Origin of the sequence: Sphaerobacter thermophilus DSM 20745 (assembly GCF_000024985.1) — a bacterium.
GTDB classification, from domain to species: domain Bacteria; phylum Chloroflexota; class Chloroflexia; order Thermomicrobiales; family Thermomicrobiaceae; genus Sphaerobacter; species Sphaerobacter thermophilus.
Genome location: NC_013523.1, coordinates 676,837 through 699,929, shown reverse-complemented (window position 1 = coordinate 699,929; position 23,093 = coordinate 676,837). Strand labels below are relative to the sequence as shown.

The window sequence follows — 23,093 nt, the reverse complement described above, 5'->3', positions numbered from 1 at the left end:
GCGACCTCCCCTTGCTCAAGTGTCTGGCGCGCGTCCGGGGTCGTCGACCGGTCCTCACCCCCGGCCCGCGCCTCCGATCCTGGGAGACGAGGCCGGGGAGTGCGGGCCTCCGGTTACTTTTGGAAGTACTCGCGGTTGATGCGCAGGAAGTCGGCCCACTGCTCGGGCAGGTCATCCTCGAAGAAGATGGCCTCGACTGGGCAGACTTCGGCGCATACCCCGCAGTCGATGCACTCATCCGGATCGATGTAGTACTGCTCGGCCTCGTCATCGGAGTGAATGCAGTCCACAGGGCACACCTCCACGCAGGAGGCGTCCTTCACGCCGATGCAGGGCTCCGCAATGACGTAGGTCATGACCTCCCCTGTTCAGCTCGATCAACAACATCCCCGGCGCCCTGAGCACTGATCCCGCAAACTCCTGACCGCGAACTGGACCGTCATGCGCTTCATGGCCGCCGGGGACCAGTCCGGTCAGCCCGCGTGCGCCCCGCCGCGCACGGCGGCGTTCAAGTCCGCCAGCATCGCCTGCAGCGGCTGCCGGTAGATGGCGCACACGTCGGCTATGGTCTCGAAGCGCGCCATGCTGCAACCGACGCAGTGCATTCGGCGGCGGAGGAAGACGGTCGCCGCCACCGGGAACCGGTCGAGCAGGGCCTCCACGTTCGTGTCGGGACCGATCAGCGATGCGTCAGCCGGTGTCATGTCACACTCCAGCCCGAGTACGCCCACGACGCGTGTCGGGGTCCCTGACAGGTTGACACGCCGCACGCACAGCGTCTTTGCGCTTGCGCAAGGAGGCCCTCGCTGCCCGCCTCACTCGCTCTCCAGTTCGTGCAGGTCCTCCGCCAGGGCGACCAACCGGTGCATCTCGCGGATGACCACGCGCTCCCGCCCGGCAATGATCAGCCCGGCACGATCCCAGGCGCTCAGCGTCCGGCTGGCGGTGCCCAACGTGGTCCCCGCCAGCTCGGCCAGATCCTGGCGCGTCAGCCGCAGCCCGATCTCAACCCCATCCTCGGTCTGGACGCCGGTCTTGCTGGCCAGGCGCAGCAGCGCCCGCGCGATGCGGCGCTCGGCCCGCTCGGTCTGCAACTCGCTGATGCGCGCCTCTGCCTCCCGGAGGCGCTGCGCCAGCTCCCGGATCACCGCCAGGGCGACATCAGGATGTTCACCGATCAGCGCAGAGAAATCCCCGACCGGCATCTGCAGCACAACACCTGCATCGAGGGCGACGGCGCTCGCCGGGTAGACCGCCTCACCCCAGATGCCGGCGCCGCCGAAGATCTCCCCCGGCTGGATCACCCGGAGGATGACCTCACGTCCGTCCTCCGTCTCCCGGATGATCTTGATCCGCCCCTCGGCCAGGAGGCTGACATGCGCCGCAGGAGTGCCCGCGAGGAAGACGAACTCGCCCGCCTCGAGCGGCCGTGGTCGCAGGCGGTAGGCGATGGCGGCCAGCGCCTCGGGGGGCAGCTCGCGGAACAGGCGAACTGAGGGGAGGAACGCGGTTCGGCGGGCGGCGTCCCAGCCATTGGGTCGGGGATCATCGCTCTGGCGCATCGCTGTGGACTCCCGTGCCGGCGGCCACGTGGGCGGTGCCCGAGCAGGCTGGCCCCGTGCTCGCCGGCAGTGCAGCAGCACCGGACATGTCTGCTGTTTCTGCCCGACTGCTAGAATTGTCGCGCTGCCCGGCGCGGCGGGCAAGCGACGGGGGAGAGAAGAGCGAGGGACAAACCATGACGGCGTCGGGCGCGACGGCGCTGACCCGCTACCACTGGGCAGCCGGTTTCATCAACGGGTTGATCCAGGCCCCGCCGACTCCGGCACCGGGGACCCCGATGGAGGAGGTACGGGCCAGGGCACGAGCACGTATGGAGCGGCTCCGCGCCTTCCTGTCCGTCCTCGGCAACCCCCAGGAGCGGTACCGCATCGCGCACATCGGCGGCACGTCCGGCAAGGGCTCCACCGCCGCCATGCTGGCCGGGATCCTGCACGCGGCCGGCTACCACACCGGGCTGCACATCTCTCCCTACCTCCAGGTCGAAACCGAGAAACTGCAGATCAACGGGCGGCTCATCGCCGGAGACCGCTTCGCCGACTACGTCGAGCACGTGGCCGCTGCAATGGAGGAGTGGACGCGGTCCGGCGGCCAGCGTCTGACATACGGCGAGTTCTGGTTGGCCCTGGTGTTGTGGGCCTTTGCCCAGGAGCGCGTCGAATTTGCCGTGATTGAAGTCGGCGCCGGGGGTCGCTTCGATCTCACCAACGTCGTCCGCTCCGAGGTGGCCGTCATCACCTCGGTCGGCATTGACCACGTCGCGACCCTGGGGCACACGATTCCCGAGATCGCCTGGCACAAGGCAGGCATCATCAAGCCCGGCCGCCCGGCGATCACCACGGTGGACGACCCGGCCGCGCTTGACGTGATCCGGCACGAAGCGGAAGAACAGGGCGCGCCGCTGACACACCTGGTGCCCGAGCGGGACTTCCGTGTTCTCTCCAGCGACGCGACCGGCACCCAGGTGCTCGACATCGCCAGCGGCACGGTCTTCCACGTCCCGATGCCGGGGGAGTTTCAGGGTGCGAACGCCGCCGCGGCGATTGCGGCAGCCCGCGCGCTGGGAGATCTCCCGCGCGGGCCAATCGACAATGCCGCGATCGCGGCCGGGCTGGCCGCCACACGCTTTCCGGGGCGCATGGAGGTCGTGCAGGAGCGTCCCCGCGTGGTCCTCGACGGCGCACACAACCCGGCGAAGATGGCATCACTGACGCGCAACCTCGATCGGCTCGGACGCCCGCGCCGCCGCATCGTCGTCTTCGGCTCGCTCGACAGCCACGACTACCTGACCATGGCGAACCTCGTCGCCGAGGCGGCCGACGAGGTGATCGTGACCACCCCGATGGCAACGCAGCGCGCCGCGGCCGACGCCCGGGTCCTGGCGGACGCCATCATGGCGGCAGGCAGGCCGGCCGAGGTGGTAGCCGAACCACGCGATGCGATCGTGGCGGCGTTAGAGCGGGCGACCCCCGACGACGAGATCGTGGCTACCGGCTCGCTCTACCTCGTCGGCGCGGTCCGCGAGCACTGGTACCGGGGAGACGATATCGTGCTGGCCTGCAGCAGTTGGCCGCCACAGCGAAGCGGTCACACGAACAACGGGAGCGGAAGCAGGGCTGGGACATGACGCGGCGGTTGGTGCTGTTTGATGTCGACGGCACCCTCATCGAGCGGGGCGACCCGGCGCACGTCGAGGCGATCGACCGTGGAATCCACGCGGTCTTCCCTGCCGCGGCCCACGTCAGCATCCTCCACCTCGACATGGACGGCAAGCTGGACCGCCAGCTCGTGCGCGGCGTCCTGGCCGCCGCCGGGATCGACCCCGCAGTGCCGCCGAGCACCCTGGCCGCCATCTTCGAAACCGGGGCCGAGCTCTACCGGGCGGCCTGGGGCGGGCGGAGCGGCGACCACGACCTGCTTCCGGGTATCCGTCCCCTCCTCGACCGGGTCGCCGCCGACCCGCGCTTCGCCCTCGGCGTGCTTACCGGTGGCATACGGCCGATCGTCGAGATCAAGTTCAGGCGGCTGGGCCTGGCCGACTTCTTCCCCATCGGCGCCTTCGGTGACGACGACGTGGAGGAGCGCCCGGACCTGCTGCCGCTTGCCATTCAGCGGGCCGAGGCACACTACGGCGCGCCGTTCCCGCCGAACCGGGTCGTCATCGTCGGCGACACACCACACGACGTGCGCTGCGCCCATGTAGGCGGCGCCGCGGCGCTCGCCGTGGCTACCGGCCGCTACGCGGAAGACGCCTTGCGAGAGGCCGGTGCCGACGTCGTCCTGCCCGACCTCACCGACACCGACCGCGTGGTCGACGCCCTCCTCACGCTCACCGGCGAGTGACCGTTATGCGTCATACGTCATGCGTCACCCGTACTGCGTAGTGCGCAGTGGGTATCTCCCCCCTCTCCCCTTGTGGGAGAGGGGCTGGGGGTGAGGGGTATCCTCTCCCCTCACGCCACCTTTCGCTCGAGGCCGAGCGCCTCGGCATTGGCCTTCATGGCGTCGAGAACCACCTGGATGTGCTCGTCCAGCGGCATGTTGATCGCCGCGGCCGCCTCTTCGATCTGCTGCCGGTTGACCGCCGCCGCGAACTCCTTGACCTTCCACTTCTTGCGGACGCTCTTGACCTCGACATCCAGGATGCTCTTGGTCGGCCGGACCAGCGCGACGGCGACCAGGAAGCCGGTCAACTCGTCCACCGCGACCAGGGTCCGCTCCATGAGGCTCTCGGGCTTGACGCCGGTGATGTCCTCGGCATGGCTGAGAATCGCGCGGACCACCTCCTCCGAGCAGCCGCGCTCACGCAGGATCTTCGCGCCGACTACGGGATGACCCTCGACGCTGATGTCGGGGTAGCGCTCGTAGTCGAAGTCGTGCAGCAGTCCGACCAGGCCCCAGAGGTCCGGATCCTCACCGAAGCGCTCGGCATAGGCCCGCATCGCCGCTTCCACCGCGAGCATGTGGCGCAGCAGATGCGGTTGTGTGGTGTACTCGGTGACGAGCTGCCAGGCTTCTGCGCGATCCATCAGGTCTCCTCACTCCCTCCACCTACCGGGATGTCCTCATGCCGCCCGGTACTATACCAGCCGACCGAGTCTCGCCCCCGCCTCCGCACGGAGTGCGATCCCTGCCGCGCGGCAGCCGGCGGATCTGCCGGTCAGAGAAGAACACCATGGTGGGAGGGACGAAGCGCCCGGCACAGTACAGCGCCGGCCTTGGCCGACGCCTGCATCGTGTGCGCGATGGTTTGACCCGCTGCTAGCGCTGCGGCCGCTTCTTCGGATCAGGTTGCTCGAGCATGGCGCCGATGGCGCGCACCGACCCGCGCACCCAGCGGTTGCTCATCGCCTTGCGCACGTTGGGGTTCCGCCCCAACTCGCGCGCCGTCGACTCGATGGCCCCTCCCGAGCGCGGAGCGGTGCTCCGCTTGGCGGTGGTGCTCTTCGCCTGCGCGACGGGTGCAGTAGTGGTGGCGGCGGGCTGCTTGGCCGGGGCTGGCTTACGCGCCGAGGCAGGCGTCTTCCCATTGGCACTTGGGGTCGCTCGCATTGCCTGGACGGAGCGGGACGCCGCCTGGAGCCAGCGGTTCGGCTTTCGGTTCAAGTGCCCACCGCGCCGCTTCCAGAGGTAGCGGCTAATTCCCATGCCGACGAACCCGCCCAGGATGGCGAGCGCCGAGCCGGGGCTGTCCGGCCGGTCTCGGATGATGTCGATGTTGCCCCAGTTCGCGATGACGATGACGCCCGCGGTACCGAGATACCCGGCCGCCCAGGCCGCGGTCTCGCTAATGGCCTGGCCGAGGCTGCGGCACGTCCGCCACGACATGAGAAGGATCAGCGGGACGACGATCCACACAGAGCGTTCCTTACATTGGAACCACGCACACATGGGGTCGGAACCACGACGCAAGCCTACCGGATTTCGCGGCGCGACGCCAGGGAAACCGCCATCCTCCGGCCAGGGTCCGGCCCCTACCAGGTAGAATTATGGCAGGAAACCCGGCCGGACACATGCCACGTCGCCTCCAGCCGGCGGTCCAGCACCAGAAGAGAGCAGCATGGCCATCACGTCCTCGTCTCCATCCCCTCCCACGGCGGAGCTGGAAGGCACGGTCGAGCGCATCACCTACCAGAACCCGAGCAACGGGTACACGGTTCTGAAGGTAACCACCCGGCGCGGTGCCGAGGTGACGGTGGTCGGGCAACTCGGCGGGGTCAATCCCGGCGAGACGCTGCACCTAGATGGATTCTGGACCACACATCCACAGCACGGACGCCAGTTCCAGGCGACGGGCTTCCGCTCGATCCTCCCGGCGACGACGGAGGGCATCCGCAAGTACCTCGGCTCCGGGCTCATCCGAGGGGTTGGCCCGGTCACCGCACGGCGCATCGTCGAGCACTTCGGCGCCGAAGCCCTCGACGTGATCGACCAGCAGCCCGAGCGACTCAGCGAGGTGCGCGGGTTGGGGCCGAAGCGGATCAAGGCCATCATCGCCGCCTGGGCCGAGCAGCGGGCGATCAAGGACGTGATGGTCCTGCTCCAGAGCCTTGGCGTGCACACCGGACTGGCGGTGCGCATTTACCGCGAGTACGGCGACGACGCCCTCCACATCGTCCAGACCGACCCCTACCGGCTCGCGCGCGATGTCTGGGGCATCGGCTTCAAGACGGCCGACACGATCGGCCGCTCGCTGGGCATCCCCCACGACGACCCGGGGCGGCTCGCAGCCGGTGTGCGCTACGTCCTCTCCCAGGCCGCCGACCGCGACGGCCACGTGTACCTCCCCCGCGACGAGCTGGTGACAGCCGCCGCCGAACTGCTCGGCTGCGACCCGGCCCAGGTGGACGCCGTGATCCCGGATCTCGTCGCCGCGCGGGATGTGTTCGTCGAAGCGAACGACGGGGTGGAAGCGGTCTACCTCAGCGCGCTCGGCGGCGCCGAGATCGCCGTGGCGCGGCGACTTTCCCGGCTCGCCGCGGCCGATGACGACCGGTTGGCCGCCTTCCAGAGCGTCGATTGGGAGCGCGCCTTCGATTGGCTCCACCACACGCAGGGCATGCCACCCCTGGCCGCACAACAGGTCGCGGCCGTGCGCACCGCCCTTACCCAGCGCGTGACCGTCCTCACCGGCGGGCCGGGGACAGGGAAAAGCACCACCCTGCGCGCGGTCGTGACGCTGGCGCGGGCCAAGCGCGCCAGCGTCATCCTGGCCGCGCCGACCGGCCGCGCCGCCAAGCGCATGGCGGAGGTGACCGGGCGCGAGGCGCAGACGATCCACCGGCTCCTGAAGCTCCAGCCCGGCGGCGCCGCCTTCTTCAACGAGGAGAACCCGCTCCCGGCGGACCTGGTCGTGGTTGATGAAGCCTCGATGCTGGATGTCGCGCTCTGCAACACGCTGTTGAAAGCGATCGAGCCGGGGACGCACCTGCTGCTCGTTGGCGATGTCGACCAGCTCCCATCGGTGGGCCCGGGCAATATCCTGCGCGACGTGATCGACAGTGGCGCAGTGCCAGTGGTACGGCTCGACGAGGTCTTCCGGCAGGCCGAGCAGAGCGCCATCGTCCGCAACGCCCATCGGATCAACCACGGCGAGATGCCGCAGTGGGGTCGGGACATCCGCGACTTCGCGGTGCTGCGCCTCCCTGAGGGGCCCGACGTCATCGAGCGGGCTGCGGAGACGATCATCGAGCTGGTCCAGGAGCGGCTGCCGCGCGCGTACGGGCTGAACCCCGGCGAGATCCAGGTCCTCAGCCCGATGAACCGCGGCCCAGCGGGCACCCGCCGGCTGAACGAGTTGCTTCAAGAGGCGCTCAACCCCGCCGCGCCCGGTAAGCTGGAGACGCGGGCGGCCGGGCGGCTCATCCGCACCGGAGACCGCCTGATCGCCCTGCGCAACAATTATCAACTCGAGGTCTTCAACGGCGATCTCGCCTACGTGCAGAGCCTGGACCCGATTGAGCAGCGGTTCCGGCTCGCACTCGACGACGGCCGCACGGTCGACGTGCCGTTCACCCAGGCGGACGAGTTCGGCCACGCCTTCGCCATCTCGGTCCACCGGGCGCAGGGATCGGAGTTCCGTGCCGTGGTAATGCCTGTGCTGACGGCACACTACCTGATGCTGCAGCGCAACCTGCTGTACACCGCCATCACGCGCGCCCGGGAACTTGTCGTGCTCGTCGCCCAGCCCCGTGCCATCGCGATCGCCGTGCGCAACGACCGCATCGCCCGCCGCTACACCGCCCTCGCCGAACGCCTCCGCTCGCTTGCCTGATGTCGGTACGCCCCTCACCCCGGACCCCGCCCACCACCCTTTAGCTCCGCTCAGGACAGGCTCTCGGGAGTGAGGGAGAGAGCCCTCACCCCCGACCCCTCTCCCAACGTTGGGAGAGGGGGGATTGACGAGGAGGTGAAGGGCGACGATGATGGTCCTATCCTGCGTGGTGAAGAATTGCCGGGGATCGCGCGAGAACCGGGAGGCGCGGCGTGCGGCGGAACACGTCGACGGGTCGGGTGCGGGGCACGACGCAGGCGCTCAATGCGGCGGCGCGACAGCTCCGGCGCACCCAGACCCCGGCCGAGGCTACCCTGTGGCAGGCGCTGCGCGGGCGGAGCTTCCACGGGTTGAAGTTCCGGCGGCAGCACCCGCTTGGCCCCTACGTCGTCGATTTCTACTGTCCCAGCCTGCGGCTCATCATCGAAGTCGACGGCGATGTGCACCATGAGCGCCGGGACTACGACACCGCGCGGACGGAGCACCTCGCCCAGTACCACTACCACGTGGTCCGTTTCCGCAATGAGGAGGTCCTGTGCGACCTCGATGGCGTCCTGCAACGCCTCACCGCGCTCATCACAGAGGACCACCCCGCCGCTACGCTCGAGCAGCCTCGGTCCCCAGGCTGAACCACATGCCGACCGGTGACGAGCAGAACACTCCCCCTCTCCCAAAGTTGGGAGAGGGGGTCAGGGGGTGAGGGCCGTCCCCGGCCTACGGCTGGAACTCGACCGGGATCCGGACCTCGTTGATACGCGAGCCGTCCTTGGCCGAGAGTTCATAGGCGACGACTGTGCCCGATCCAGGCTCGGAGACTTCGAAGGGAATGGTGACATCGAACGTGCCGCGCATACCGCTGCCGGATGTCGCCGTCACCACTTGATGGGCCAACTGGTTCCCCGCTTCGTCGAGTATCTCAATCTGGAACGTGGCCTCGAACACGTTGGCGGTGCCGGACGCCTGGAGCGGCCCCGACACCGTGTCGCCGAAGGCGGGGGTCTCGACCAGGATCGCCGGGGTCAGGTCCTCATAGGCTGCGCGGTTGACCGGTTGATCCAGGACGATCCCCTCGCTGCTGAAGACCTCGACCGGCTGCCCGTCGAGTTCGAACCGCACCTGCTCCACGGTCGGGAACTGCGTCAGGGTGTAGACCACCTGCGCCAGTCGCGCCAGCATCGAGAAACTGCCACCGCCGGACTCGAAATCGCCCGAGAGGTCCACCGTCGCCAGCCCACCCTCGATCGTGATGCCGTTGAGCGTGGTCCCCTCCGGGATCGCCGTCGACATCCCGGCGGCCTGCTCCGCCTCGGTCGGGCCCGCCAGCAGTGCCTGGATCGCCTCGGTGGCCGGGCGCGGTGAGCCCGGGACCAGTCGGTGCGCCGCGGCGATCTTCTCATCGCGGATGAAGTACACGTTGACCTGCCGTTCTGCGGTTGGGGACGGAGACGCTTCCGGAGACGGGGACGCCGGGATCGTGGTCGACTCCGGAGTCGACTCCGGAGTAGCCGCCGGAGACTCTGTGGCGGCTGGCGTACTCGTCGCCGGTGCGCCGCCGGTGGGCGCCGTCGGCTCCTGAGCCGACGGCGTGGGAGTCGTCTCCGCACTCCCACACGCCGCGAGGACGAGTCCCAGCACCATGAACAGGACCAGCACACGTCGCCCCCGCGGCATCGATGCCGTGGCAGAGAACCGAGCCGGTACCATAGTATCCCCTCTCACTGCGCGCCGTGAGCGCATCTGCGCTCACCCCCTTAACGCGCGCCGGACGTGGAGTCATACATGGCTGGCTCGACGCATTCGCGGCGGCTCCTGGCGGCGAACGCCGCTCAGTTCTCGGGCTGCTGGAACAGGGGCGTCGACAGGTAGCGCTCGGCCAGGTCCGGGAAGAGGGTCACGATGTTCAGCCCCGCGCTCTCCGGCCGCTCCGCGATCCGCACTGCCGCCGCGGCCGCGGCGCCGCTGGAGATGCCGACCAGCAGCCCTTCCTCGCGGATGAGCCGGCGGGCCATGGCGAACGCCTCCTCGGTGGAGATCAACACCACCTCGTCGATCACCTCGCGGTCGAGTACCTCCGGCACAAAGCCCGGCGAGATTCCCTGGATGCCGTGCGAGCCACGCCGCCCCTCGGCCAGCACCGGCGACTCGGCCGGCTCAACGACCGCGATCCGCACGCCCGGCTTCTTCTGCTTGAGCACCTGCCCTACGCCCGTGATCGTGCCACCGGTTCCGGCGCCCGCAACGAAGACATCGACCTGCCCGTCGGTGTCCTCCCAGATCTCCAGCGCGGTGGTGCGGCGGTGGATCTCAGGGTTCGCAGGGTTCCAGTGCTGACGGGGCATGAAGGTCTTGGGCAGGCTCGCGGCGATGCGGTTGGCCTCTTCGATCGCGCCAGGAGTGCCCTGATCGGCCGGGGTCAGGATCACCTCGGCCCCGAGCGCCCGCAGCAACGCCACCCGCTCCGGGCTGTTGCGCGCCGACATGGTGATGATCAACCGGTAGCCGCGGATTGCGGCGATCCAGGCGAGACCGATGCCGGTGTTTCCGCTGGTCGCCTCGATGATGACGGTGTCGGGCGTCAGCAACCCGCGCTCCTCAGCGTCCCGGATCATGTTGAGCGCGATCCGGTCCTTCACTGAGAAGCCGGGGTTGAACATCTCCAGCTTCGCCCAGATCGTGGCGCCAGGTGGCGCGACCCGGTTCAACCGTACCAGCGGCGTCCGGCCGACCAGTTCCGTGGCATCGCGGGCAATGCGCATCCTGCGTTCCCTCTCACGTCCCCTCTTGGGCAAGCCACCTACGCTGGTTACAACGGCGCCCCGCTGGTTGCAATTCCTGCAGGATGCGGGCCCCGGAGCGATCAGGCCTCGTCCGCCGGGCCGGTGGCGATCGGCACGTCGTCCCGGTTGCCCCACTCCGCCCACGAGCCGTCGTAGACCCGCACATTGCGGTAGCCGCTCATCCAGAGCGAGAGTGCGGCGTGAGCGGCGCGCACCGCCCCCTGGCAGTAGGTGATGACCGGCGTGTCCGGCGTGACCCCCGCTGCTTCATGTCGTGCCCGGATGCGGTCCACCGGGATGAAGGTGCGATCGCCATCCCAGTTGAGGTTCTCCTGCCAGAACATGTGCAGGGCACCGGGGATGCGCCCACCGTATTTGGCGCGGACTTCCTCGCCGGTGTACTCGCTCAGCCGGCGCACGTCGAGGATCACCGCGCTCCCGCTCTCCCGCGCCTGCATGACGTCCTCGAGAGTAGCAATGATGTTCGGCCGCTCTGCAGCGGGGTCGATGGTGAAGGTCGCCGGTGCAGGCAACGGGGTCGGCTCCATCGTCACCGGTCGCTCTTCCATCACCCAGCGCGTCCAGCCACCATCGAGGATGCGCATCTGTCCCTCTTTGCCGTACCGAGCCAGGATGAGCCAGAGGCGCGAGGCGTAGTGTCCGCCCTCGTCATCGTAGGCCACGATGAGCGTGTCGTCCCCGACCCCCAGTCGGGACATCACCGCCGCCACCTGCTCGGCCGGCGGCATCATGTAATCCACCGGGTGGTTCGGGTCGCTCAGGTCGGCCACCCAGTCGAGGTAGACCGCCCCCGGAATGTGGGATTCGGCGTACACCTCACGGCCCGAGGGACCCTCGAAATAGTAGCGACAATCGATGATCCGCACCGTCGGGTTGTCCAGGTTCCCGGCAAGCCACGCCGTGCTGACGAGCACCCGGCTCCGGTCTATCGAGAAGGACATGGACCCCTCCCTCTCCACTGCTCGCGCCACCTTTCCGCACGGGGCCGTGATCACGTCCGCAGTATACGGCGCCCCCTAACCGCTGTCCTGTTCCCGGCGCCACCGGAGGTAGCGGGCGAAGCGCGCCACCTCCGCTACGTCCTCCTCCGGCAGGCCTTCCAGCGCCGCTCGGAGCTCCTGGCGGGCCGACATGGCCCCATCCGGGGTGTAGCTCGCGTCAATCGCGCGACCGATTTCGCAGAGCAGTGCACCGAGCGACAGATCTAACGCCTCCGCAAGCTGCGCGAGGACGGCTCCGGACGGATCCTTCCGCCCCCGCTCGATCTCGCTCAGGTAGGGTACGGAGATACCCGACGCCTGGCTGAGGTCGCGCAACGACCAACCCCGGGTGAGGCGCAGCCCGCGGATCGTCGCGCCAACCGCCTCGCGGTAGGACTCCCCGCGCTCGCCCATCCGCCTACTCGCCCAGCACCTGCACCACGACCTGCCGCGCCCGCGGGTGCGTGTCGAAGTCGATCAGGACGATCCGCTGCCAGATCCCCAGCGCGAGCCGCCCACGGTCGAACGGCACGGTGAGCGACGGCCCGAGCAGCGACGCACGCAGGTGGCTGTGGGCGTTGTCGTCGCGGTTGATCGCGTCGTGGCGGTATCCCTGGTCGGCGGGGATCAAGCGCTCCAGCATAGCCGGGAAGTCTTCGATCAGCCCCGGCTCAAACTCGCTGATCGCCACCGCGGCCGTCGTATGCGCCACGAAGACCGTAACGATGCCGTCCTGGCACCCACTCGCGGCGATCGCCGACTCGACGCGCGGCGTCAGGTCGTGCATTTCCCCGCCGCCACGCGTCTGGATCTCCCAGCGCTCCGTACGAACCACGCACACCCTCCGCTCTCACCGCGCCGTGAACCCGCCGTCGATGGGGTACGCCGTGCCGGTGGTGAAACTGGCCTCGTCCGACGCGAGGTGCACGACAACCGCCGCGACTTCGGCAGGCGCAATCAGCCGTCCGAGTGGCGTCATGGTCCGCAGTATCGCGTACCCGGCCTCGGCGTCACCTTGGCCGAGCAATCGGGCGACACGCTCCACCATCGGGGTGTCGACCGGCCCCGGACACACAGCGTTAACGCGGATGCCGTCCTTCGCGCAGTCGAGCGCAAGCGCCCTTGTGAACCCGACAATGGCGTGCTTGCTCGTGACATACGCGACGCTGCCCGCGACGCCCGTCAGCCCATTGATGGACGCCATATTGACCACTACGCCGCGGCTCTCCCGCAGCAGCGGCAGCGCGGCCCTGGCCCCCAGGTACATGCTCTTGACATTGACGGCCATGACACGGTCCCAAGCATCCTCCGACAGCGTCTCGACCGTGCCCAGCATCTCGATCCCCGCGTTGTTGACCAGGATGTCGAGGCCGCCGAAGCGCTCACGGGCGAGTGAGACCGCCCGTTCCCAGTCCGCAGCCGAGGCGACATCTGCGGGCAGGGTGACGAGTCGCTCACCAGCCTCCAGATCACCACCCAGCGCGTCCAGTCCGTCCGCGTCGATGTCGGTCGCGACGACGCTCGCACCCTCATTAAGGAACGCCTCAACGATCGCGCGGCCGATTCCGGCCGCCCCGCCCGTCACCAGCGCTCGTTTGCCGCCTAATCGTGTCACCGGGGACCTCCCATCGCGCGTTACCGACCGGGTACCCGCGCCAACGCGCGTCCCGTTGGTGGGTACTCTAACGGAGTTGAGGCGTTGCGCGAAAGCGGTTGCGCGACCGGCTACCGACGCCGGGAGCGCCGCGGATCGACACCGGCCGCCCGGAGCACCTGCTCGACCGCGGCCCGGTCGTCGCAGACAACGAAGACCTCTTGCACCGACGAGCCCCGTCTGGCGATGAGCTTCACCCCGGTCGCCGTGGGCGCGCTGACCCGCACCGTTAGCGCCCCGCCGGGCCGCCCACGGGTGGCGTAGATGCGGCCGGGCACGATCGAACGCACATCCTCAACCTCAGTCAGCCGGAGGAGAACCTCCTTCAGCCCCGGGAGGATGCCGTGCTCAATCTTCAGGATGCCGTCGCGGTAGCGCATGGCCCGCCCTTGTCCCCCGCAGCCGAGTCAGACCTTGCACGAGCCCGGCCACCCCGCGCCCGGTGCCTGGGAATCTCGGATCAGACGCTCGGCAGCGGCCGCATCCTCCCACGCCCCGGCGTCGCTCCAATCGCGGAACCACGCCTCGATCGCAGCCAGGTCGGAGTGCGGTACCTCGGCAAGCCAGCGCACGTCCGCATAGGCTGGATCGTCGATGGCGACTGCGAGGATCTTGTCGTCGCCGTCCGGCCGGCGCAGGAGGCCCACCGGGCGGACCCGGAGGCAGGTACCGGTCGGGAGCGGTGGAGTTGCCAGGATGATCACATCAAGCGGGTCCTGATCGACCGGGTTCCAGGTTTCCTGCAGGAAGCCGTAGCTGGCCGGCCAGGGGCGGGTCGCGTACGGGTGCTGGTAAGTACGCCACGTCCCCGCGACCTCATCCCACACGTGGCGCTCGGTCGCACCGCGCGGGTCTTCCACCACCGCGTCGCAGATCATCCGCCCGCTCCCTCCGCAAGCGGCGCCACCGGCAGAGCCGGGTCGGCGCCCCACTGCGCCCAGGAGCCATCGTATACCCGCACCGAGGGGTAGCCCAGGAGCTTCAGCGCAACGTAGGTCTGCGCCGCGGAGACACCGTGCAGCCCCGAGACTACCACCGTCTTGTCCGGCGTCACCCCGGCGTCCTCGAACAGCCGCCGCAGTTCGTCCGGCGAGCGGTAGTACGGCACGGGGCCCGGCTCGACGACCGCGGTCCAGGGGATCGACACGGCACCCGGAATGCGTCCCTCCCGCAGGCGCCCGTGCCAGGTCGCCGCCTGCTCCTCCGGGGTACGATTATCGACTACGACGAAGGCTGGGTCGTCCAGGTGCTGCGCGATCTCTTCGGGTCCGATCAGCACGCCATAGTCGATGGTTTGGGGCACCCCGCCCCCGCGCGGTGGGGCGGACTCGGCGCTGACAAGGGGGAGACCTGCCGCCTGCCAGGCCTGTCGCCCCCCGTTCAGCAACGCGACCTGATTGAAGCCGATCGCGTTCAGCGCCCAGAGCAGGCGAGCGGCGTAGCGGTTGCCACTTGAATCGTAGGCAACGACGCGCGTCTCCGGCGTGATGCCGGCCTCGGTGAGCAGCCGATCGATGCCCTCGCGGCCGACCAACATACCGTAGGTGGAATTGTGAACTTCAATGGTATCCTGCCACCATATATGCGTTGCACCAGGGATATGACCTCCGCGATACTCGCGGACCGGACTGAGGTCAATGATGCGCAGGTCCGGGTCTTCGAGGTGCGCGGCGAGCCACTCGACCGAGACCAGCAACTCGCCGCCAGGGTACGATTCCGGCTGGCTTGGCACGGCCGGTGCCTCGGTCAGCGAGGATGGGCCAGCCTCGCCACGGGCGCAGGCGACGGCCATCAGCAGTGTCAGTAGCAGGATGAGCCGGAGGAGCTGCCGGCCCGGCGATCGCGTTTCCACACCGGACGAACGATAGTGGAGGGCCGAGTGCCCGTCAAGGACGTCCAGGATTCAGGTTTCTTTCAGACTTGCTTAACCACCCGCTCAGCAAGGGAGGTCATTATGGGAGCAGACATGGGGAGCACTCCCCGGTCGGAAAGGGACCAGGGTTGATGCGGCGCCGGTACAGCTTCGGAACCCTCGTTGTCACGGCGGCGCTGGCCCTGATCCTCGGCGCCATGGCTGGTGCGGCGTCGGGCGGTTTGACCGCCTTCTGGCTCACGAGCGAGGCGGACCCCACCAGGACCACCACGTCGACGGACAGCCCGCCGGCGACGGTCCGGCAGGGTACCGCGCCGACGCCGACCGCCGTCAGCCAGGCACCGCCTGTGAGCACCAGTGACGTGCCGGGTTCGATCGCCGACCTCGTCGAGCGCGTCAGTCCAGCGGTCGTCACGGTGCTGAACAAACAGGCGGTCGGGGGACTCTTCGGGAGCGACGGCGAAATCCAACCGGCCGGCACCGGAACCGGGTTCATCATCGACGACCAGGGTCGGATCGTGACGAACCACCACGTGGTCGAGGGGAGCGAGGAGATCGAGGTGATCTTCGTCGACGGGGAAAAAGCAAACGCCCGCCTCCTCGGCACGGACCGCTTCGCAGACCTCGCGGTGATCCAGGTCGACGTCCCCGTCCCCGCGACGGTGCCCCTGGGCGACTCCGACTCGCTTCGGCCGGGCGACCGCGTGATCGCGATCGGCAGCGCGCTGGGCGACTTCACCAACACCGTGACCGAGGGCATCGTCAGCGGGCTGGGTCGCAGCCTGCAGACGCCCGAGGGCTACAACATGGAGAACATGATCCAGCACGACGCGCCGATCAACCCGGGCAACTCCGGTGGGCCGCTGCTGAACCTGAACGGTGAGGTCGTGGGCGTCAACACGGCCGTCGTGCGCCAGGCCAGCCTGGGAGTGACAGCCGAGGGTCTCGGCTTCGCGATCCCGAGCAACACAGTCAAGGCGCTGACGGAGGAGCTAATCCGCGCCGGGCGGGTCGTGCGGCCCTACCTTGGCATCTTCTACGAACCGCTGACACCGCGCCTGGCACAGGCCAACGATCTACCGGTCGACCACGGCGTCGTGGTGAACAGCGTCGAACCCAACTCGCCGGCCGGCATGGCAGGCATACAGGCGGACGACATCATTACCAAGATCGACGGGCAGGCGATCGACAGCGACCACCCGCTCGTCAACCAACTGTTCAACTACAAGCCGGGCGACGTTGTTGAACTGGAGATCTACCGACCGAGGACCGACGAAACGCTGACGGTTTCGGTCACGCTCGGCGAAAGACCTGACGACACCTAGACCCCCGGGCAGTGAGTCGCGCCGCTGCCCACCCCTACACTCCCCCTTATCCCTCGAGAGGCATGGGCCACCAGCCAGGCCTCTCGTCTTGTCAGGTGTGCTGTCACTCTTGCACCACAATTAGGATAGGAAAGCGAACGAATCGAGCGCACGCGGGCACCATGAGGCCCGGGTGGGTGGCACGACGGTTCCAGCGCCGCGGCGCGGACACCTCCTGCCACCAAACAGCACGACCCCCGCTCCGAGAACTCGGAGCGGGGGTCGGCCGGATTCTCCGTTTCGGGCGTGCGCCTGCGTCTACTGGATCCCGTAGCTAACGACGACGCTGACGACGATCTCGCTCTCTCCCGGCTGAATGGCCGCTGCACCGGCGGCCATGTCGACTGCTCCGTCCCGTGCCAACGGCATCGGCATCGGCGGCGGCGCCGCGCCCTCGGTGATGCTGACGGGCGGGCCAAGCTGCACTCCGGCCAGCTGCGCCAGGTGCTGGGCCTTCTGCCGAGCGTCGTTGATCGCCTGCTCACGAGCCTGGCGCACGGCGGCATCCCGATCCTCGACGACGAAGCTCACTTCGGACACCGTGTTCGCCCCGGCGGCGACCGCGCTATCAATGATCCCGCTGATCTGATCGATCGGCTTGACCTTGACCTGCACCAGATGCGTCACCGTATACCCGGTGATCGGCGCTGACGGCTGCTGGTAGTCACGATCGACAGAGATATTGAACGCCACGGTGCGGATGCGCTCCTCGGGGATGCCCGCATCCCGGAGCGACGCCAGGACCGCGTCCATCTGCCCGTTCACGGTCTCCTGCACCGGCCCCAGGTCCGGCCCCTGGCTCATCACACCGAGCACTACCTGCGCGGTGTCCGGTCGCACCAGCACGCGGCCCTCGCCGCCAACGGTCACCACCCGCTGCCCTGAGGGCGTCTCTGCCGCTGCCTGCCCGCCAAACGGTCGGCGTCCCACATCCCCCATGGCCGCGATCACCCCACCACCGATAATGAGCAACCCCACGAGCGCGGCCGCCGTCGTCCAGCGGCGCATCCTCGACATACTTCTCCTCCTTGGACTTGGACCTGGAGCGCTCGATCACCCGCGGCGCTCACGCAGCCGAGGGAGCGCGAAGGTCGCAACCAGCAGCCACAGGACGACGAGAGCGAGAACGGCCTCGGCCAGGCGCCAGATGTTCGGTCCATCAGCCTCCTGCGTCGCGGCGAACGGCTCCGCCGCTTGGTCGACCGGCGCATCACGGCTCGCCTCCGCCTCCGATCCGGCGGTAGCAGGCGTGTCAAACGTTTCGACTTGGGCTCCAGCCGCCTCCGGCGACGCCGGCCCTGCCGCCGGAGCCGGAGGCGCCGCGGCCTCGGGCACGGGCGAGGACTGCTCGGCGGTCGTTGCGGCATTCGCTTCGGCGGCCTCGGTTGCCGCGTCGGCGGCGGCCCTCCCGGCAGTGGCCGCTCCGCCTGCCTCGCCATCGGCCATCATGATCTGGACCTCCGACGCGGACTCCTGCCCTCCGGGCTGGTGCAGGGCCAGGTCCGCCCCGAGCACCAGCACAAGGAGCACAGCCGCAGCCGCCGTAGCCCAGCGGAGCGCCGGCTGGAAGCGAACGAACCACGGCCCCGGCACCACGTTCGCCGGCTGGACCATCTCCGGCGTCAACGCGAAGGACCGGGGCACTGCGGGCTCCGGCAGGTCGCCGAGGAGCCGCACCAGCGCGCGGAGTTCTCCCAACGCCTCGCGGCAGTCCCGGCACTGGGCGAGATGCGCGTCGATCCGCTCCAGTGTCTGCTCGTCCTCCACGTCTCCGTCGAGGTACGCGGAGAGGAGCTCATCGGGGATATGTTCGCCGTGTCCGGTCACGTACTCCGCCATCATTGGCCCATCCGGCGCCGAGCCGCTGCCGGCTCATGCGCTCTCATCGCCACTATGCTGACGGCTGGCCTCCCCCAAAAGTTCCCGAGAGCGCGGATCCTGCCGCAGCAACTCACGCAGGCGCGCACGTCCTCGGTGGATCCGGGATTTCACGGTCCCCAGGGTCGCGCCAGTCAGGCTCGCGATTTCGTCGTAGGAGTATCCCTGCACGTCGTAGAGCACGACCGCCACACGTTGGTCGTCCGTCAGCGCTGCCAACGCCGCCTCCAGCCGCGTACTCAACTCCTGGCGTGTGGCAAATGCCTCCGGGTCGGCCGGTGGGGTCTCTACGGCCCACACCGGCTCCTCTTCGACTGGCCTGGCATCCAGCGACTCGGCCGGCCGGCGGCGACGGTAGCGCAGGAGGTCATAGCTCCGGTTGGTAGCGATCCGGAGGAGCCAGGCACGCGCCGACCCGCCGACGAACTGCTCGAGAGCGGCGTGGGCTCGGACGAAGGTGTCCTGGGTCACATCCGCCGCAGCCTCCGGCTCGCGGAGCAGGCGGAGCGCCACGCCGTAGACGGCCCGCTCGTAGCGCGCCACCAGCGCGTTGAAAGCGGCCAGGTCACCCTCGCGCGCGGCCGCAATCAGCTCTTCATCCGGTGGGCAGTCTGTCCGATCCGTGGCTCGACCTCCGCCTGGATACGCGGAACTGGCAATCCGCGCCATAAAACCCGTATCATGTGGCTAGCGATTATCGCAAACCGTCACGACCTTCGATGAGGTCCTTCTTGAATACCGGTCGCACTTGGTGCCTTTGGGCTATCCCCGCTGGCGACGCACCCATATACACTCACACTGGACCGCCGGCCGATGCGCGGACGGAGTAGGAAACATGGCACAGGTGAATCCACTATACGAGCACCAGCGCCCGCGCGCGAGTGCTCGGCCCGCGAAAGCTATTAGCGTACTGTTGGTCGACGACCACGTCCTGTTCCGCCAGGCGTTGCGCCACTTGCTCGAAGCTGAGCCGGACATCCGGGTGATCGGGGAGGCAGGCGACGGCCGCTCGGCGCAGCAGCTCGCCGAACGCTTCCACCCCGACGTCATCCTGATGGATATCAGCATGCCCGGCGTGGACGGCGTCACCGCGACCCGCGACCTCAAGGCCGGCATTCCCAACACTAAGATCATTATCCTCACGATGTTCGCCGAGGACGGTCACGTCATCCGCGCCATTCGAGCGGGCGCCGACGCCTATCTCCTCAAGAACAGCGAGTCGTCCAAGGTCATCGACGCGATCCGGGCGGTGGCGCGCGGCGAGTCGGTGATCGAGCCGCAGTTGGCGACCAAGCTCCTCAACGAGTTCCGCCGCATCAGCGAGTTCCGTGAGGAGGAGACCGTCGCCGGCCTGACCGAGCGCGAAATCCAGCTCCTGCGGCTGGTCGCCAGCGGGATGAGCAACAAGGAGATCGCGGCTGAACTGTCGCTGGCCGAAAGCACGGTCAAGAACCGGCTGTCGCTCCTCTTCGAGAAGCTGGACGTCAAGGACCGCACCCAGGCCGCGATCTACGCACTCTCCCACGGGCTCATCACGCGCAAGGACTGACCCCTCGGCGGCGGTTCCGGCCAACCGCTGGCCGCCGCCCCCCTCATGACCTACGACGCCTGTCAAGGGGAAACGTGTCTCCCGGCGATCCGAATGGACCGCGGGCGTCCTCGCCCGTCCCCTGCGTTGGACTCCCCGCTTCCAAGGTGGGAGAGGGGCCGGGGTGAGGGTCGCGCTCCTCTACTGCACCGTCGCCCGGACCTCGCGATACCGCGCCAGCGCGCGGTCGATGAAGGCGTCGGTGCTGCCGAGGTAGCCGGCCGGGTCGAGCGCCTGGTCGATTTCGTCCTCGGTGACCACGGCGCGAATCTGCTCGTCAGCCATGGCGGCCTCGCGCAGCGTGGTGCCCTCTTCTCGCACCCGCGCCACGGCGGCCTGCACGAGGCGGTAGGCCTCGGGCCGCCCTACGCGCCGCGCCAGCGCCATAGTCAGTGACTCGGCCAGGAGCAGGCCACCGCCCATATCCAGGTTGCCACGCATCCGCTCGGCGTCGACCTCGAGACCGCTCAGTGCCTGCCGCACCCGCTCGACGGCGCTCGCGGTTGAGAGGAACAGCTCAGGCAGTGCCTCCCACTCAGCCTGCCAGCCACCGACCGCGCGCTCCTGCTCCTGGGCCATCCCACTCAGCACCACCGGCACCGCACCCATAGCCAGCCGTGCTGCGGCCAGGGCAAAGGTCGCGTCGACCGGGTTCCGTTTCTGCGGCATGGCCGACGATCCGCCCTTGCCCGGCGCGGCGCCCTCGGACACCTCACCGACCTCAGTCTGCGCCAGGAGTACCAGGTCGGTAGCGATCTTCGCCATCGCTCCCGCTACGACGCCCAATGCCGAGGCGATCTCCGCCACTCGGTCCCGCTCGGCGTGCCACGGCAGGTCCGGCACACCGAGACCCAGACGCTCGGCGAGCAGCTTCACGACACGCGTGCCGTCGGCGCCCAGCGAGGCGAGCGTTCCGGCCGCGCCGCCGAACTGAACGACGAGCACCTCGCGCCGCAGTGCGTCAAGCCGAGCCACCTGCCGAGTGGTCATGCCGAGCCAGCGTGCAGCCTTGAGGCCGAAGGTGATAGGGAGCGCCTGCTGCATAAGCGTCCGGCCCGGCATCAACGTCTGGCGGTGCTGCTCGGCCAACGCAGCACAGGTGTCCCCCACGTCGAGCAGGCGAGCGATGAGGAGGCTGAGCCCGTCCCGCATCTGGAGGACCATCGCGGTGTCGATGACGTCCTGGCTGGTCGCGCCCCAGTGGACGTAGTCGCGCCCCTCCGGCGCGACCTGCTCGGTCAAGGCACGGACGAGGGGGATGGCCAGCGTCCCGGCGGGTACCGCTGCACGGTAGAGCGCCGGGACGTCGAAGCGCTCAACCCGACACGCCGCGGCGATCGCCTGCGCGGCCTCGGCGGGGATGACCCCCGCCGCCGCCTCGGCCTGGGCCAGCGCAGCCTCGAACTCCAGCATCCGGCCCACATGTGCCCCGGGCGAGAAGATCGCCGCCATCTCCGGCGTGCTGAACATGGGGTTAGCGGGCGCCATCCCCCTACTCCGTCGCCGCGTGCGCCTTGGCAGTCCTGGCCTGGAGGTCCCGAAGCGCGGTCAACTCCTCCTCAGTCGGCGGGGGCGTGCGCTCCAGGTTGTCGGCGAAGCGGAGCGGCCACCCGGTCTGCTCCTGGACCTGCTCGGGCTCGACGCCCTCGTGCAGCGAGACGACCGTCAACTCCTTCGTCTCCGGGTCGGGTCGCATGATGCACAGGTCGGTCACGACCAGCGTCGGCCCCGCCGTGGTCACGCCGCGGCGCTGCCGGTCGTCGCCGCCCGACCCGTGGCCGAGCGAGGTCATGAAGTCCACCTTCTCCACGAACGCCCGGAGCGAGTGTCGCATGATGACGAAGATCTGCCCACAGTGGGTCGCGATCTCCGTCGCGCCGCCCGCGCCGGGCAGGCGGACCTTGGGTTGCCGGTAGTCCCCGATCACCGTCGAGTTGATATTCCCGAAGCGATCGATCTGCGCTCCACCCAGGAACCCGACCGAGATCCGTCCGCCCTGGAGCCAGTAGCGGAACATCTCGGGGACCGAGACGGTTGTCAGCGCCGTCTCGCACAGCTCGCCGTCGCCGATGGACAGCGGAAGCACGTCCGGCCGGGCGCCGATGGTGCCTGACTCGTAGATCAGCGTCAGGTTCGGCGCGTGGGTGAGGCGCGCCAGGTTACACGCCGCCGACGGCAGGCCGATTCCGACGAAGCAGACGTCGTCGTCTTTGAGCGCCCGCGCCGCGGCGATGGTCATCATCTCGTTTGCCGTGTATTCCACGGGGTCCCTCTCCCTCACACCCGCCATCCCAGAGGACTGCCGGGTTCGGCTTCCAGGACGTGCTCGCGCATCCAGGCGAGGAAGGTGTCACGGTCGCGCGAGATGCTGTCCCATGCGGTGTAGAAGGCGTTGTCCCGCTTGTAGTAGCCGTGTGCGTACGAGGGGCGTGCGCCGCCCGGCACCTCGGCGATGGCCGTGATGGTCCAGTGCGGGAGGATGACCGAGTTCGGGCTGGGTGCCTTCAGGTCATCGACGATCTCCTCGACCGTGACGAGCGCGCGCTTCGCCGCGAGCACCGCTTCTTTCTGGACGCCGACGATCCCCTCGATCAGGACGTTGCCTTGCCGGTCGGCGCGCTGGGCGTGGATGATCGCGACATCCGGCCGGATCGAGGGGATCGCCGCCAGCCGCTCCCCGGTGAAGGGGCATTCGATAAAGCGGATGTTGGGGTTGTACTCGGGGAGATCGGTCCCCAGGTAGCCGCGGAAGATCGCGCAGGGCATCCCCGCTGCGCCGGCTGCGTAGGCGTTGGCCATTGCCGCGTGGCTGTGTTCCTCCAGCTCGAGCGGCGCGGGCCATCCACGCTCGACCGCGTCACGCAGCCGGTGCAGAGATCCGACGCCGGGGTTCCCGCCCCAGGAGAAGATCAGTTTGCGGGCGCACCCCATGCCGATCATTTGATCGTAGATCAGGTCGGGCGTCATGCGCACCAGCGTCAGATCCCGTCGGCCTTGCCGGATGACCTCGTGCCCGGCCGCGAAGGGGATCAGGTGCGTGAACCCCTCCATCGCCACCGTATCGCCGTCGCGGACGCACTCGGCGACCGCGTCGCGCAGCGAGAGAAATGCGACCATCAACTAC

At 68.7% G+C, this 23,093-nt stretch carries 26 protein-coding genes; 6 read left to right on the top strand and 20 right to left on the bottom strand.

What is annotated here, in order from left to right; genetic code table 11:
* Nucleotides 1-113: 113 nt before the first annotated feature.
* The 3 genes from STHE_RS03125 to STHE_RS03115 all read right to left on the bottom strand — a co-directional run bounded on the left by STHE_RS03125 (nucleotide 114) and on the right by STHE_RS03115 (nucleotide 1,562).
* On the bottom strand, nucleotides 114-356 hold the full coding sequence (locus STHE_RS03125; RefSeq protein WP_012871114.1) for a 4Fe-4S dicluster domain-containing protein: 243 nt from the start codon (nucleotides 354-356) through the stop codon (nucleotides 114-116).
* A 117-nt stretch (nucleotides 357-473) separates the two neighbouring features.
* Nucleotides 474-704 (bottom strand): DUF1858 domain-containing protein, encoded by a 231-nt coding sequence (locus STHE_RS03120; protein ID WP_012871113.1) that lies wholly within the window; start codon nucleotides 702-704, stop codon nucleotides 474-476.
* Nucleotides 705-815: 111 nt separating this feature from the next.
* Nucleotides 816-1,562, bottom strand: coding sequence for a Crp/Fnr family transcriptional regulator (locus STHE_RS03115; RefSeq protein ID WP_012871112.1), 747 nt, complete (start codon nucleotides 1,560-1,562; stop codon nucleotides 816-818).
* A 176-nt stretch (nucleotides 1,563-1,738) separates the two neighbouring features.
* Between STHE_RS03115 and STHE_RS03110 the strand changes: the two genes are divergently transcribed.
* Nucleotides 1,739-3,187, top strand: coding sequence for a bifunctional folylpolyglutamate synthase/dihydrofolate synthase (locus STHE_RS03110; protein ID WP_012871111.1), 1,449 nt, complete (start codon nucleotides 1,739-1,741; stop codon nucleotides 3,185-3,187).
* Complete coding sequence (locus STHE_RS17750; RefSeq protein ID WP_012871110.1) at nucleotides 3,184-3,903, top strand: HAD family hydrolase; 720 nt, start codon at nucleotides 3,184-3,186, stop codon at nucleotides 3,901-3,903. The genes STHE_RS03110 and STHE_RS17750 overlap by 4 nt, the downstream gene beginning before the upstream one ends.
* Before the next feature lie 110 nt (nucleotides 3,904-4,013).
* Here the strand turns inward: STHE_RS17750 and STHE_RS03100 are convergent, their stop codons facing one another.
* Nucleotides 4,014-4,589 carry an HDIG domain-containing metalloprotein gene (locus STHE_RS03100; protein ID WP_012871109.1) on the bottom strand — a complete coding sequence of 192 codons (576 nt, stop codon included), beginning with the start codon at nucleotides 4,587-4,589 and terminating at the stop codon, nucleotides 4,014-4,016.
* A 232-nt stretch (nucleotides 4,590-4,821) separates the two neighbouring features.
* Nucleotides 4,822-5,418 (bottom strand): hypothetical protein, encoded by a 597-nt coding sequence (locus STHE_RS03095; protein WP_012871108.1) that lies wholly within the window; start codon nucleotides 5,416-5,418, stop codon nucleotides 4,822-4,824.
* 202 nt (nucleotides 5,419-5,620) lie between these two features.
* Here STHE_RS03095 and recD2 point away from each other — a divergent pair, with 202 nt between their 5' ends.
* Together recD2 and STHE_RS03085 are read left to right on the top strand one after the other, a co-directional pair.
* Nucleotides 5,621-7,834, top strand: coding sequence for an SF1B family DNA helicase RecD2 (gene recD2, locus STHE_RS03090; protein ID WP_012871107.1), 2,214 nt, complete (start codon nucleotides 5,621-5,623; stop codon nucleotides 7,832-7,834).
* Between the two features lie 212 nt (nucleotides 7,835-8,046).
* The gene (locus tag STHE_RS03085; RefSeq protein ID WP_012871106.1) at nucleotides 8,047-8,463 is read left to right on the top strand and encodes an endonuclease domain-containing protein; all 417 of its coding nucleotides are present in this window, start codon (nucleotides 8,047-8,049) and stop codon (nucleotides 8,461-8,463) included.
* Nucleotides 8,464-8,548: 85 nt separating this feature from the next.
* Here the strand turns inward: STHE_RS03085 and STHE_RS03080 are convergent, their stop codons facing one another.
* From STHE_RS03080 to STHE_RS03040, 9 genes are all read right to left on the bottom strand, one after another.
* Nucleotides 8,549-9,538, bottom strand: a complete 990-nt coding sequence (locus STHE_RS03080) for a GerMN domain-containing protein (RefSeq protein WP_012871105.1) — start codon at nucleotides 9,536-9,538, stop codon at nucleotides 8,549-8,551.
* A gap of 122 nt (nucleotides 9,539-9,660) precedes the next feature.
* Entirely contained in the window at nucleotides 9,661-10,590 is a 930-nt protein-coding gene (cysK, locus tag STHE_RS03075; protein WP_012871104.1) for a cysteine synthase A, read from the bottom strand.
* 101 nt (nucleotides 10,591-10,691) lie between these two features.
* Nucleotides 10,692-11,573 carry a sulfurtransferase gene (locus STHE_RS03070; protein WP_012871103.1) on the bottom strand — a complete coding sequence of 294 codons (882 nt, stop codon included), beginning with the start codon at nucleotides 11,571-11,573 and terminating at the stop codon, nucleotides 10,692-10,694.
* A gap of 75 nt (nucleotides 11,574-11,648) precedes the next feature.
* The gene (locus STHE_RS17745; protein WP_012871102.1) at nucleotides 11,649-12,026 is read right to left on the bottom strand and encodes a helix-turn-helix domain-containing protein; all 378 of its coding nucleotides are present in this window, start codon (nucleotides 12,024-12,026) and stop codon (nucleotides 11,649-11,651) included.
* Nucleotides 12,027-12,030: 4 nt separating this feature from the next.
* Complete coding sequence (locus tag STHE_RS03060) at nucleotides 12,031-12,447, bottom strand: secondary thiamine-phosphate synthase enzyme YjbQ (RefSeq protein WP_012871101.1); 417 nt, start codon at nucleotides 12,445-12,447, stop codon at nucleotides 12,031-12,033.
* A gap of 15 nt (nucleotides 12,448-12,462) precedes the next feature.
* Nucleotides 12,463-13,227, bottom strand: coding sequence for an SDR family NAD(P)-dependent oxidoreductase (locus tag STHE_RS03055; RefSeq protein ID WP_012871100.1), 765 nt, complete (start codon nucleotides 13,225-13,227; stop codon nucleotides 12,463-12,465).
* Nucleotides 13,228-13,337: 110 nt separating this feature from the next.
* Nucleotides 13,338-13,646, bottom strand: coding sequence for a DUF2103 domain-containing protein (locus tag STHE_RS03050; RefSeq protein WP_012871099.1), 309 nt, complete (start codon nucleotides 13,644-13,646; stop codon nucleotides 13,338-13,340).
* 27 nt (nucleotides 13,647-13,673) lie between these two features.
* On the bottom strand, nucleotides 13,674-14,144 hold the full coding sequence (locus STHE_RS03045) for an inorganic diphosphatase (RefSeq protein WP_012871098.1): 471 nt from the start codon (nucleotides 14,142-14,144) through the stop codon (nucleotides 13,674-13,676).
* Complete coding sequence (locus tag STHE_RS03040) at nucleotides 14,141-15,118, bottom strand: sulfurtransferase (RefSeq protein ID WP_245534874.1); 978 nt, start codon at nucleotides 15,116-15,118, stop codon at nucleotides 14,141-14,143. The genes STHE_RS03045 and STHE_RS03040 overlap by 4 nt, the downstream gene beginning before the upstream one ends.
* Nucleotides 15,119-15,270: 152 nt before the next feature.
* Between STHE_RS03040 and STHE_RS03035 the strand changes: the two genes are divergently transcribed.
* Nucleotides 15,271-16,464 (top strand): S1C family serine protease, encoded by a 1,194-nt coding sequence (locus STHE_RS03035; RefSeq protein ID WP_012871096.1) that lies wholly within the window; start codon nucleotides 15,271-15,273, stop codon nucleotides 16,462-16,464.
* A 297-nt stretch (nucleotides 16,465-16,761) separates the two neighbouring features.
* On the opposite strand, the gene STHE_RS03030 is transcribed toward STHE_RS03035, so the two are convergent.
* From STHE_RS03030 to STHE_RS03020, 3 genes are read right to left on the bottom strand one after another with little or no spacing between them, the layout of a single operon-like run.
* Nucleotides 16,762-17,520, bottom strand: a complete 759-nt coding sequence (locus tag STHE_RS03030) for an SIMPL domain-containing protein (RefSeq protein WP_012871095.1) — start codon at nucleotides 17,518-17,520, stop codon at nucleotides 16,762-16,764.
* Nucleotides 17,521-17,556: 36 nt separating this feature from the next.
* Nucleotides 17,557-18,345: an anti-sigma factor family protein gene (locus STHE_RS03025; RefSeq protein ID WP_012871094.1), complete on the bottom strand. Its 789-nt coding sequence runs from the start codon at nucleotides 18,343-18,345 to the stop codon at nucleotides 17,557-17,559.
* Nucleotides 18,346-18,375: 30 nt separating this feature from the next.
* Complete coding sequence (locus STHE_RS03020; protein ID WP_012871093.1) at nucleotides 18,376-19,050, bottom strand: RNA polymerase sigma factor; 675 nt, start codon at nucleotides 19,048-19,050, stop codon at nucleotides 18,376-18,378.
* Nucleotides 19,051-19,216: 166 nt separating this feature from the next.
* Between STHE_RS03020 and STHE_RS03015 the strand changes: the two genes are divergently transcribed.
* A complete protein-coding gene (locus STHE_RS03015) occupies nucleotides 19,217-19,930 on the top strand; it encodes a response regulator (RefSeq protein ID WP_012871092.1) in 714 nt (237 codons plus the stop codon).
* Between the two features lie 180 nt (nucleotides 19,931-20,110).
* Here STHE_RS03015 and pcaB read toward each other — a convergent pair whose 3' ends face one another.
* The 3 genes from pcaB to STHE_RS03000 are packed head-to-tail and all read right to left on the bottom strand — an operon-like array spanning nucleotide 20,111 to nucleotide 23,086.
* Nucleotides 20,111-21,457, bottom strand: a complete 1,347-nt coding sequence (gene pcaB / locus STHE_RS03010) for a 3-carboxy-cis,cis-muconate cycloisomerase (RefSeq protein ID WP_012871091.1) — start codon at nucleotides 21,455-21,457, stop codon at nucleotides 20,111-20,113.
* Between the two features lie 4 nt (nucleotides 21,458-21,461).
* Entirely contained in the window at nucleotides 21,462-22,259 is a 798-nt protein-coding gene (locus tag STHE_RS03005; RefSeq protein WP_041398762.1) for a CoA-transferase subunit beta, read from the bottom strand.
* Nucleotides 22,247-23,086 carry a CoA transferase subunit A gene (locus STHE_RS03000; RefSeq protein WP_012871089.1) on the bottom strand — a complete coding sequence of 280 codons (840 nt, stop codon included), beginning with the start codon at nucleotides 23,084-23,086 and terminating at the stop codon, nucleotides 22,247-22,249. Before STHE_RS03000 ends, STHE_RS03005 begins: the two co-directional genes overlap by 13 nt.
* Between the last annotated feature and the right edge of the window lie 7 nt (nucleotides 23,087-23,093).